The organism is Bacillus sp. JJ1503 (genome assembly GCF_036965125.1).
Taxonomy (GTDB): domain Bacteria; phylum Bacillota; class Bacilli; order Bacillales; family Cytobacillaceae; genus Cytobacillus.
Genome location: NZ_JBALOZ010000076.1, coordinates 21,189 through 33,479, shown reverse-complemented (window position 1 = coordinate 33,479; position 12,291 = coordinate 21,189). Strand labels below are relative to the sequence as shown.

Here is a 12,291-nt window from a genome sequence, read left to right as displayed (position 1 = left end):
AGGCTAATCTTTATTCAAAACGGTACCATCTAATCTACGAGAAGTATATAGTGATAATAATTATTTGGAAGCTGCATATCTGAGAATTCATTTTGAATATTATTTCAAAGCGAATTCTTTTTTTTATGAGTTTTTTAGTATTGAAATAATATGTCACGACATGATATAGTCAAAATATGATATGACACGGTGTGACATATCGAGTTCCGATATACGGAGGTATAGAGGTGGAAAAGCTAATCAAAAAATATGTACCAATGTCCGAAACTGCCTTTTATATATTATTGACTCTTACAGAACCTCTTCATGGCTACGGGATTATTAAGCGTGTTGAAGAACTGACAAAAGGGCGAATTAGGCTTGGATCGGGCACCATTTATGGAACCTTAACAAAAATGCAAAAGGATGAATTAATTACTGTTTTTGCTGATGATAAAAGAAAAACGGTTTATGAAGTGACGCAACTTGGTAGGTCGGTTATGAAGGCTGAAATGGCACGTTTAAAGGAATTACATGTAAACGTTTTACGCTTTGAGGAGGATTTCATATGAAAAAAATGAAATGGCTTTGGAGTTATCGGATTGATCAGACGGAACGCTGGCTTACTCAAATGTCCAATGAGGGCTATCGACTTGTGAATTTTAATCATTGGTCCCGAAAGTTTAGATTTCAGGAGGGGCAGGGCAAGAAGGCCACATATGCAGTACATTATGGAAGAGGAGAATTGGCACATGGACTTACAAGTGCAGGTTGGGAATTAGCAGCCTCATCAGGAAAGTGGCAAATACTGAAAAATGAAATTTCTGAAATAGAGGCTTATCCTGCACGGGATGCTATTTTAAAACATACAAGAATGCATGCCTACCTATTTTTGCTGATAACTATGTTTATGCTTTCAATTCAGGTGCCCGCACTCCTCGTTTTTGGGACAATTTTTAGCATAACGAAAGGGCAAATTGGGGTATTATCGATTGCCGTTCCAGTGATCATATTACTTTTCTTGATTGGATTAACTGTTTTTGTTTTCCGTGCCTATCGTAGGTTTGAGTTAAGTGTAATGGATATGACGATTGAAAAAAAAGGTATGGGGCAAAGAGTGCGTAAATTATATCTTGGTTGGATGTATCAACCGTTCCAAACGAAGGAATGGCTGGAAAAAATGGCTAGTGAGGGGCTGGAGTTAGAATCAGTTTTCGGAGCAGTTTTTACATTCCGTAAAACGAAATCTCAAAAGATTATTTACGAAGTGAGCTTTGAACCGAAAGTGAATGCAAATTATTTCGCGCTCCACAAGGAAATGGGCTGGAAGCTAAAGTTTACGTCAAATATTACATGGCTCAACTATTCAATTTGGGCGAGATCCTACAGTGATTGGGAAGAGGTACCAGCTTTTACTTATGATCTACAGGAGAAGCGGCGCTACATGAAGAAGGCCTTTACAATGAATGTAGGTATGGGTGTATTCTTATTGTTTATTTGCATCCAAAGTTTGTATGTAAATGTTATTTCGAAGCCAGATTCATTTTTTGAATGGTCTTTTAGTGGGTTTTTAAAAGTAGCCTTACTATTATTAACGGTCATGTGGATTGTGTTATTGACAAAAATTATTGCAGGTTATCGGAAAGAATTAAAAATGCTAAATGGCTGATTCCTTATGATTGTTTAAATAACAAAAATCAACTTGTCTGACAGTTGACAATTATATGAAAAAGATGGTAATCTTCAAGAACACTAAACAATTTAGCGAAGGAGGTAAGGACAATGAGAATGATTAAAGTGAGCTTCAAGATGAAAAATTTCATACATTGTCCACGCCTATTCTCTGTGTAATTGTGAATTCCTGAAGCATAGAAGGGTATGGAGGAACTTCTATACCTTTTTGGAGATGCATGCTCTTTTTAGGGTATGCATCTTTTTTGTTGGAATTTTTTAGTGACCTATTAAAGAGGAGTAGATGACAATGAGAAGCAAACAAAAAAGACTGATTTTCAGAAAGGAATCTCTAGATAGTGGGTAGCCATGTTCATAACCTGAAAGAGAAAGAGGGTTTGATCGATGTTTGATGTTTTAGGGAAGTTAAGTTGGTTTTTCGGTAAGTATTGGAGACAATATACAATTGCCGTTATCTTATTAATTATTGCTAGTGTCCTTGAGGTGGTGCCGCCATATTTACTTGGCTCCATTATTGATATTTTGACTGCTGGTGATATGACAAAAGCAATATTGGGACAATATATTCTCATATTCATTGCGATTATTATTGGTGGCTATTTCTTGAACTTTTTTTGGCAGTACCGCTTATTTGAAGGGGCGATTAATCTCGAAAGAGTTATGCGCCGTAAGTTAATGCTGCAATTTCTTAAAATGACGCCAACCTTTTATGAAAAAAACCGTACAGGCGACTTGATGGCGCGTGCGACAAATGATTTAAATTCCGTGGCGCAAACGGCTGGCTTCGGGATAATGACACTCATTGATTCTACTCTATATTTAGGTGCTATTATTTTGGCAATGGGTTTCATGATTTCATGGAAATTAACACTCTTCGCCATGCTGCCAGTGCCGATTATGGCGGTGCTCATTCAGTATTTTGGGAAGCTTGTTCATGAACGATATATGAAAGCACAGGATGCATTTGGGGAACTGAATGATAATGTCCTAGAATCTGTTGCTGGAGTGCGTGTCATTCGTGCCTACGTGCAGGAGACAAAAGATGAAGTCTACTTTGCCGACAAGAGTGAAGAAGTATACGAAAAAAATATGCATACGGCGAAAATAAACGCATTATTTGGTCCAATCACGAAAATTGGAACAGGTATTAGCTATGTTGTGGCACTCGGCTATGGCGCGGTTCTTGTTTCAAATGGAGAAATGACAGTCGGCCAGCTCGTCACATTTAACGTTTATTTAGGTCTCGCGGTTTGGCCGATTTTCGCGATTGGCGAGCTAATCAATGTGATGCAGCAGGGGAATGCTTCACTTGATCGTGTACAGGAGACGCTTAACTATGAGGCGGATGTTCAAGACACGAAGGTACCGATAGCTGTTGCGGCTCCAAGTGCCATTGGCTTTGATGACCTCATGTTTCAATATCCAACGAGCCAGGTGAAAAACTTACAGAAAATCTCGTTGTCTCTTAAAAAGGGAGAAACGCTTGGAATTGTGGGAAAAACAGGGGCGGGTAAAACAACATTCCTAAGACAATTACTGCGTGAATATCCACTTGATGAAGGGCAATTACAAATTGGCGGAATCGACATCGCGTCCCAAACAAAAGATCAGATTCTTGATTGGATCGGGTATGTCCCGCAGGATCATGTCTTATTTTCACGGACGATTCGGGAAAATATTTTATTTGGGAAAGAGGATGCAACAGAGGCTGATTTGGAAAAGGCCATTCACCTTGCATACTTTAAAAAAGACTTAGAAAACCTGCCAAGCGGGCTTGAAACATTAGTTGGCGAAAAAGGGGTTTCCTTATCTGGCGGACAGAAGCAGCGTGTGTCCATTGCGCGTGCGCTCATTAAAGATCCTGAAATCTTAATCCTTGATGATTCTCTGTCAGCAGTCGATGCTAAAACAGAAGCTAGTATTATTAAAAACATTCAAAATGAACGAAATGGCAAGACTACCATTATTACAACACATCGTCTATCCAGCGTGCAGCATGCAGATCAGATTATTGTACTAGAAGAAGGGCAAATTATTGAGCAGGGAACACATGAAGAGCTTCTTGGACAAAATGGCTGGTATAAGGAACAATTTGACCGTCAACAGCTAGAAGGAGGCGGGGCATGAGTACGAGTAAACGATTAACGAAATATGCGATGCTTTTTAAGCGGACCATTTTCATCGGGTTATTTTTCTTATCGGTTGCGGTCTTTGCTGATCTTGCGGGCCCGTTCATCGCTAAGAAAATTATCGATGAGCATATGACAATGGGAATTATAGAAATAAAGCCAATTGCCTGGCTGCTTTGCTTATATCTTAGTTTAGCGATCGCCACAGCGATATTACGCTATTTTATGTATATTTATTTGCAAATGGGCGCAAACCGGGTTGTCCAAAAATTGCGCAAGGATGTGTTTGGGCATATACAAACATTGCCAATACAGTATTTTGACAACCTGCCAGCTGGGAAAATTGTCGCACGTGTCACAAATGATACAGAGGCAGTAAGAAATTTATATGTGCAAGTACTTTCTAATTTCGCGACCAGCTTTATTTCAATTGCAGGTGTCTATATTGCGTTGTTTATCTTAAATTGGAAAATGGCGATGATTGCTTTAATCATGATTCCATTTATTTATATGTGGATGATTTTGTACAGAAAATATGCGAAGCAATACAATGGTGTTATTCGGACGAAGATTGCTGACATTAATGCGATGATTAATGAATCCATTCAAGGGATGACGATTATTCAAGCTTTTCGCCGTGAGCAGCAAATGACGAAGGAATTCGATGAAATGAATGAAGAGCATTATGCTTATCAGCGAAAATTATTGTTTTTGGATTCAGCAACATCCTTTAACCTAGTGAATGTCATACGGCTTATCATGTTTACCATTTTCATTGTATATTTTGGCACCAGATCCATTACGGCAGCAGAAATGGTGTCTGCGGGAACTTTATATGCATTCGTTGATTATTTAACGAGATTATTTAACCCTATTACAAATGTGGTGAATCAGTTTTCGCAGCTAGAACGTTCGCTTGTTGCAGGAAATCGGGTCTTTGAAGTTTTGGATATAAAGGGTGAAAAAGTATCTCAGGAAATGATGCCAAGATATGAAGGGCATGTCGTATTCGAGGATGTGACATTTGCTTATAAAGATCAAGATTACGTGCTGAAGGAATTATCTTTTGAAGCGAAGCGCGGCGAAACGGTGGCACTTGTAGGTCATACAGGATCTGGAAAAAGCTCAATAATGAACTTGCTGTTCCGCTTCTATGATCCGTCAAAAGGGAAGATTTATATCGATGGTGTAGACATAACAGCTGTACCTAGACAGACCATCCGTGAACATATGGGTATTGTATTACAGGATCCATATTTATTCACAGGAACAATTGCTTCAAACGTGAGCTTGAATGATCCAAAAATCACACGGAAAAAAGTAGAAGAAGCCTTGAAAGCAGTTGGTGCCGAACGTGTACTAGGTCATTTGGAAAAAGGGATTGATGAGCCTGTTATTGAAAAAGGCAGCACCCTTTCCTCTGGACAGCGTCAGCTCATTTCCTTTGCACGGGCCCTCGCATTTGACCCTGCGATTTTAATATTGGATGAAGCTACATCGAATATCGATACAGAAACAGAAGAAATTATCCAACATGCAATGGATGTTCTGAAAAAAGGACGAACAACATTTATTATTGCACACCGTCTTTCAACTATTAAAAATGCTGATCGGATTCTTGTGTTAGAACGAGGCGTAATTAAAGAACAAGGCACCCACGATGAACTGCTTGCACAGGGCGGCATCTATGACCAAATGTATCAAATGCAGGCTAAGTCACTGCATAATAAAGTGAGTGTTGGCTAGGTTCCGTTAAGGTAGAAAAAACATTAAATGCGCTTTAACGCAAAAAATTAACGCTCAACCTTGAGCGTTAATTTTAATAATGAGGTCAATAAATTCGTTATTTTCATTTAATGAGCCTAATTTAAGAGCTATGCGGACACAGTGTGCGCTATTTACGAAAAACCACGAGGTAATTACTGCTTTTTTACAATATAAAGGTACCTGTGTCCGTAAACATAAGGAATTAACCCATTTTGTACAAATAAAGGAACTGGTGTCCGCCGATTGGGGTGAAGATACATGGGGAAGAAGGCAATCATAATTGGTGCCGGTATTGGTGGATTATGTTCAGCAATTTCATTACAAAAAGTAGGCTGGCACGTAAAGATATTTGATAAGGCGAGCGAGTTGTCGGAAGCCGGAGCGGGTATTGTTTTAGCCCCCAATGCTTTGAATGTACTAGAGCAATTAGAAATAGTTAAAGAGGTTCGTTCGTTAGGAGCTCCCGTGGGAAAAGCGGAAATACGTAATTGGGACGGGAAGCTTTTACTTAATTTGCCCACTCATGAGCAAGCAAAGCGATATGGAACGTACAGTTATCTTATTCATCGAGCGATGCTGCAATCTATTCTGCTTAAAGGTCTGCTTATAGGCACAAATGTATTGCTTAACAAAAAGTTGCTAGAAATTAAACAAAGTGATGAAAAAGTGACGGCCATATTTGCCGATGGTACTAAAGAAGAAGGAGACTTACTTATAGGGGCGGACGGAATTCACTCTACTGTTCGAGCTCAGCTTTTTGGCTTTGAAAAACCTCGATATTCAGGATATACAGCTCTGAGGGGGATTTGCAGCTTCGAGGATGAACGATATTTATTCGAACAGGGCGGAGGGTTTGAAGCATGGGGATCAGGAAAAAGGTTTGGGTTCTCTCAAATTGGAGAAGGGCGAGTATTTTGGTTCGCAGCTATCAATTCTCCTCAAGAGATCCAGATCCCAATAGGAGAAAGGAAGCAAGTTGCCCTAAGGCATTTTCGAGGATGGTATAAGCCGGTTGAAGCAGTAATAGAAGCAACGGAGGAGTCAGAAATCCTTCATCACGATATTTTTGATCAAAAGCCACTTTCATGTTGGAGTAAAGGACGAGTGACTCTCCTTGGAGATGCTGCTCATCCTATGCTGCCAAATCTTGGCCAAGGTGGTGCTCAAGCGATGGAGGATGCGATTGTATTGGCGCGTTGTCTTGAGAAAAATGCAGGTATTTCAAATGCATTAATAGATTACGAACAAAAACGGGTAACTCGAACCTCAAAAGTCGTCCATCATTCAAGACGAATGGGAAGGCTCATGCAGTTGGAAAATCCGTTGATAATCAGCATTCGCAATAAAATGCTTAAAGCCATACCACCTAGACATTTTTTGGAGCGCCTGAATTGGGTCGTTGGGTATAAAGTTTAAAAAACAAACACTGTAATAAAATAAAATGACCTCTAGAAATTATATTTTCTATGAGATCATTTTTAATTTGAAATGTTTTTTTATCGTGCACTGAATTTACGAGGGACTTCTCAAGATTGTATGATATACATTATTTACTGCGTGAATGAACCTTCTCTCCTTGAACCCACACTTCTCGAATGTTTTCTGGTCGAGTCAGGTACATGATTTTCTGGAAGACATCCATAAGATCTTCATTCGCATCGAAAATCGGTAATTTTGCCGAAGGTAATGAGGTATCGATGATTTGCGCATCCCAAGAATAATTTTCTGCTAGGCGGCCAATTGGTAAGCTTAAGCTTTCTCCGCCTCCAGCAGTTGCCAGATAAAATGCTTCATTAATAGTGATGCGTGAGTTCGGCACACCTCGTTTTTCAGCCGGAAGCTTCGTATTCACACCATCCTCTAACATTCTAGATGACATCACAGCTTGTCTGGCATTATCGAAAAGACTAGGTGAGAAACCGCCTGAAATGTCGGAGCCTAAACCAATATCAACGCCCTTTGAATGCAAATGAGCAATAGGAATGACACTATTGGCAAAATAAGCATTTGAGATTGGACAATGGCCGATAGCCGTGCCTGTTTCTGCGAATAAATCAGCATCATTATCATCTAGGAAGTTACAATGCGCCATAACAGACTTTTCACGCAGCAGACCAAAGTCGTGTAAGGCAAACGCATCGTTCTTATTATAACGTTCCTTCACATAACCATGCTCCCAATCACTTTCGCTGCAGTGAGATTGAACATAGGTATCATATTTTTCTGCTAATTCCCCTAAGCCTTTCAAAGCCTCATCTGTGCAGCTAGGAATAAAGCGCGGTGTTACAACTGGATAAACACCCTGTTTTGTTGATTTTGCTAATTCCTTGACTGCTAAAATAAATTCCTCTGTATCAGCTAGGGCGGTCTTCGTATCAGCATCACGGTAATATTCAGGATTTTGTTCAGGGTCATCCATGACTACTTTCCCAACTAAACCGCGCTGTCCTTTTTCAGCACATATTTTTGCTAATAAGAAACTGGCTTCTTTATGAACAGTGGCAAAATAAAGTGCAGTTGTTGTCCCGTTTGCTAGTAGGGTACTGACCACATCCTGGTACACTTCATTTGCAAAATCTAAATCTGCAAATTTGGATTCAACCGGGAAGGTATAAGTGTTAAGCCAATCATAAAGTGGAATGTCTAAAGCTGTTCCAGACTGTGCCCATTGCGGAGCGTGAACATGCAAATCAACGAAACCAGGCAAGAAATACTGACCGTCAGCTAAGCAAAGGAAGTTCTCTTTGCCTTGATACTCATCCAGTAAGGATTGATAATCGCCATCTTCCGGAGAAGCCATTTTTTCAATCATTCCGTCTGAATTAATACAGAAAAGATAGTCTTTTAGAATTTGGACTTCTTTAGATGACTGGCTGGAAAAAGCAGTTCCTTTGAAAACCTGCAAATATTTATTCATTCATATACATCCTATTGTTTAGATTTAATATTCGATTATTATAAGGGATATCATTTGTAAAGTCTAATTCGCATTTATGATGAAACTAAGGCGTTTTATAAAACGTATGAAGAAGTATCATGAGTATTAGCTTTTATTCTATATGTTAGGGGGGAGTATGATAAATTCATGGAAACGGCCAAAATTAAAGATTCCGAAGACAGCGGGCGAATGGGTTTGGGATGTTGTTGGATATTTATGCTATTTGGGTTCGATTATTCTACTTATTTCCATTTGGAGTGAGCTTCCGGAAAAAGTGCCTGCCCACTTTAATGGTCTTGGTGAAATAGACCGTTGGGGATCAAAATGGGAACTGTTTTTGTTACCTATTATAGGTGTATTCATTATCGTTTTGATGCAGGTTTTGGAGCGATTTCCAGAATCTCATAATTATCCGGAACGATTGAATGAATCCAATGCAGAACAGTTTTACCTGCAAAGCCGAAAAATTGTGAATCAAATAAAAAACATTTGCCTTGTGCTCTTTGCCATCATCTTATTCGAATCAATTTCAATAGCGATTGGCTGGGGAAGCGGAGGATTTGGGAAATGGATTTTACCGATAACGCTATTCGGGATAGGTATTCCCATTGTGATGGGGATTATGAGGATGAGAAAGATTAAATAACAGTTTGGAAAGTAGGTATTTACATGTTAAACAAACCAAAAAAATTACAGCCCGGAGATCTTGTAGCAACAATCAGCCCTTCATGGGGAGGGGCAGGAGATCCCGAGCTTAAATGGCGCTATGAGCAGGGTGTGAAAAGATTAGAGGAAGTGTTTGGTTTAAAGGTAGTTCCTATGCCTAATAGTTTAAAAGGTTCAGATTATTTATACCATCATCCGCAGGCACGTGCAGAAGATTTAATGACTGCTTTTAAGGATAAGAACATTAAAGGGATATTCGCGAATATTGGCGGGGAAGACAGCATTCGCCTTCTTCCTTACATAGACTTTGATGTGATTAAGGAGAATCCAAAGATTTTTGTTGGTTATTCAGATGTGACGATTTCACATTTGATCTGCCATAAGGCGGGGGTTTCCTCCTATTACGGTCCTGCGATATTAACGGACTTTGCTGAGAATGTAGAAATGGATCCATATACCATTGAAATGGTCAAACGAATCCTCTTTTCAAATGAAGTAATTGGAAACATTCAGCCAGCGGAAAATTGGACTAGTGAGCGTTTGGAGTGGTTGGAATCAAATAAAAACAAGCGGCGGAAAATGCAGCCGAATTCTGGTTATGAAGTCCTGCAGGGGACAGGTGTGGTACAGGGGCGTCTAATTGGCGGCTGTATGGAAGTATTGGAGTTTGCGAAAGGAACTGCCATTTGGCCGGATCAGAAATATTGGGATAATAGTATTCTATTTTTCGAAACATCAGAGGATAAGCCAAAACCAGATTTGGTAAGGTACTGGCTGCGTAACTACGCAGCACAAGGCATTTTGCAAAGGGCAAATGGAATTATTTTTGGGAAGCCACAAGATGAAACATATTACGAGGAATATAAAGTTGAGATTCTTAAGGTCATGAAAGAAACTAAATTAGAGCATATGCCGATTCTCTACAACATGAATTTTGGGCATACAGAACCAAAGTTTATTTTGCCTTATGGTGCGATGGCGGAGATTCATTGTGAGATGGGGACTTTTGCTATTTTGGATAGTGGAGCAGAGTAAAAAGATAAATGACCTCCTTGAGATTCATTCATTCTCAAGGGGGTTATTTTTTTATCAAAAAGCGGGACAAGGGACTAGACATGTCCTATATACCCTTAGTATAGAAAATCTATTCGGGAGTAAGAAATGATAAGGCTAGGTGAAGTCTTTCAGGATTATTCCCATGTTTGTGTGAGAATCCACTAGCTTGCTTTTTTGTCCGTTAAAAATGAAAAAGAAGATTATACAGAAAAATATAACTTGCTCTATTATTCTATAAAATTTATAATTATCTTAACACGCAGACTTTTCGATATATTACCCCGATTAAGAAACAAAAAAGTTAGTATAGATTAAAAATAGAATGGGGTTATAGAAGAGTGATGGTGGAACATTCATAAGGGGGTCATACAGTGAATAAGAAGAATTTAATCTTTATTAGCATGCTGCTAGTTCTCAGTATGTTTTTAGCAGCTTGCGGCGGTGACAAGAAAACAACCACCACAGAAACACCAAAAAACAACGAAAATGGTGGAGAAAAGCAAGAAGAAAAGGCTGAAGTACCGCAGAATTTAAGAATAAATATTAATACGGAACCACCTTCTTTACATCCTGCTTTAGCGAAGGACACGACTTCTGGTGCAGTATTGAATCAAACATTCGAAGGTTTAACACGTATTAACCAAGAAGGAAAGCCTGTAGAAGCGGCAGCAGAAAAAATTGAAGTTTCAGAAGACCAAAAGGTTTATACTTTTACTATCCGTGATGCACAGTGGACAAATGGTGATCCTGTAACAGCAAATGACTTTGAATATGCTTGGAAATGGGCGCTAGACCCGAATAACCAATCTGAATATGCATACCAGCTTTATTATGTTAAAGGTGCAGAAGCTGCAAATACTGCTGGCGGATCACTAGATGAAGTTGGTGTTAAAGCATTAGATGAGAAAACGCTTGAAGTCACATTGGAAAATCCGACTCCATATTTCACAGAGCTAACAGCGTTTTATACTTATTATCCAATTAATAGCAAAGTAGCTGAAGCTAACCCAAATTGGGCTAACGATGCTGGTGAAAACTATACATCTAACGGACCTTTCGTTATGACTGAATGGGCTCATAGTGATAAAATCATCCTGAAAAAGAATGAAAATTATTGGGATGCCGGCGCTGGAAAATTAGAAACAATCGAAATGATCATGGTTAATGATCCTAATACGGAATTATCTATGTTTGATAATGGGGAGCTTGACTGGGCGGGATCGCCTACAGGTAATCTGCCTACAGATGCCATGCAGGCTCTAAAAGATCAAGGGCGTTTAACGACTCAAGCTATTGCTGGTGTATACAACTACAAGTTCAATACAACAGTTGAACCATTTAATAATGTAAATATCCGTAAAGCATTTACTCATGCAATCAACCGTCAAGAAATCATTGACAACATTACTCAAGGTGAACAGCTTCCAGCGATGGCGATTGTACCTCCATCCATGTTCCCTGAAAATGAAAAGGGTTACTTCCCGGACAATGATGTTGAAAAAGCAAAAGAGTTTTTACAAAAAGGCTTAGAAGAGCTTGGATACAAAGATGCTTCTGAGCTACCAGCTATAACGCTTTCTTACAATACATCTGAAGCACATCAAAAGATTGCACAGGCGGTCCAAGATATGTGGAAACAAAATCTAGGTGTTGAAGTTACACTTGATAATGCAGAGTGGGCAGTATACTTAGATAAATTACATTCACTTGATTTCCAAGTTGGACGTTTAGGCTGGTTAGGTGACTTTAACGATGCGATCAATTTCTTAGAAATGTATCGTGATGCAGATGGCGGTAATAATAATACTGGTTGGGAAAATAAAGAATTCCAAGATTTACTTGCTAAATCTGCTCTTGAAGGCGATCCTGCGAAACGTCAACAATTATTAAAAGATGCAGAAGCAGTCTTTATGGAAGAAATGGCAGTCGCACCTATCTACTTCTACACTCAAAACTGGGTACAAGTTGAAAACTTAAAAGGTGTTCATATTTCGGGACTTGGTGATGTTCAATACAAGTGGGCTTATTTTGAATAAGTTTGTTTAATCGAAAAAGGATTACTTT

At 39.2% G+C, this 12,291-nt stretch carries 9 protein-coding genes; 8 read left to right on the top strand and 1 reads right to left on the bottom strand.

Annotation, left to right across the window (positions count from 1 at the left end):
* The first annotated feature begins 257 nt into the window (after positions 1 to 257).
* From V7149_RS07115 to V7149_RS07095, 5 genes are all read left to right on the top strand, one after another.
* Positions 258 to 551 (top strand): PadR family transcriptional regulator, encoded by a 294-nt coding sequence (locus V7149_RS07115; protein ID WP_438824093.1) that lies wholly within the window; start codon positions 258 to 260, stop codon positions 549 to 551.
* Positions 548 to 1,648 carry a DUF2812 domain-containing protein gene (locus tag V7149_RS07110; protein WP_335344951.1) on the top strand — a complete coding sequence of 367 codons (1,101 nt, stop codon included), beginning with the start codon at positions 548 to 550 and terminating at the stop codon, positions 1,646 to 1,648. The genes V7149_RS07115 and V7149_RS07110 overlap by 4 nt, the downstream gene beginning before the upstream one ends.
* 407 nt (positions 1,649 to 2,055) lie before the next feature.
* The gene (locus tag V7149_RS07105) at positions 2,056 to 3,798 is read left to right on the top strand and encodes an ABC transporter ATP-binding protein (RefSeq protein ID WP_335344950.1); all 1,743 of its coding nucleotides are present in this window, start codon (positions 2,056 to 2,058) and stop codon (positions 3,796 to 3,798) included.
* On the top strand, positions 3,795 to 5,546 hold the full coding sequence (locus tag V7149_RS07100) for an ABC transporter ATP-binding protein (RefSeq protein WP_335344949.1): 1,752 nt from the start codon (positions 3,795 to 3,797) through the stop codon (positions 5,544 to 5,546). Before V7149_RS07105 ends, V7149_RS07100 begins: the two co-directional genes overlap by 4 nt.
* 279 nt (positions 5,547 to 5,825) lie before the next feature.
* Complete coding sequence (locus tag V7149_RS07095) at positions 5,826 to 6,983, top strand: FAD-dependent monooxygenase (protein WP_335344948.1); 1,158 nt, start codon at positions 5,826 to 5,828, stop codon at positions 6,981 to 6,983.
* Positions 6,984 to 7,113: 130 nt separating this feature from the next.
* Here the strand turns inward: V7149_RS07095 and guaD are convergent, their stop codons facing one another.
* The gene (guaD, locus tag V7149_RS07090; RefSeq protein WP_335344947.1) at positions 7,114 to 8,484 is read right to left on the bottom strand and encodes a guanine deaminase; all 1,371 of its coding nucleotides are present in this window, start codon (positions 8,482 to 8,484) and stop codon (positions 7,114 to 7,116) included.
* A gap of 157 nt (positions 8,485 to 8,641) precedes the next feature.
* On the opposite strand from guaD, the gene V7149_RS07085 reads away from it, so the two are divergent.
* The 3 genes from V7149_RS07085 to V7149_RS07075 all read left to right on the top strand — a co-directional run bounded on the left by V7149_RS07085 (position 8,642) and on the right by V7149_RS07075 (position 12,263).
* Positions 8,642 to 9,151, top strand: a complete 510-nt coding sequence (locus V7149_RS07085; RefSeq protein WP_335344946.1) for a DUF1648 domain-containing protein — start codon at positions 8,642 to 8,644, stop codon at positions 9,149 to 9,151.
* Positions 9,152 to 9,174: 23 nt separating this feature from the next.
* Complete coding sequence (locus V7149_RS07080; RefSeq protein ID WP_335344945.1) at positions 9,175 to 10,206, top strand: S66 family peptidase; 1,032 nt, start codon at positions 9,175 to 9,177, stop codon at positions 10,204 to 10,206.
* Positions 10,207 to 10,598: 392 nt separating this feature from the next.
* Positions 10,599 to 12,263 (top strand): peptide ABC transporter substrate-binding protein, encoded by a 1,665-nt coding sequence (locus V7149_RS07075; RefSeq protein WP_335344944.1) that lies wholly within the window; start codon positions 10,599 to 10,601, stop codon positions 12,261 to 12,263.
* Positions 12,264 to 12,291 lie beyond the last annotated feature (28 nt).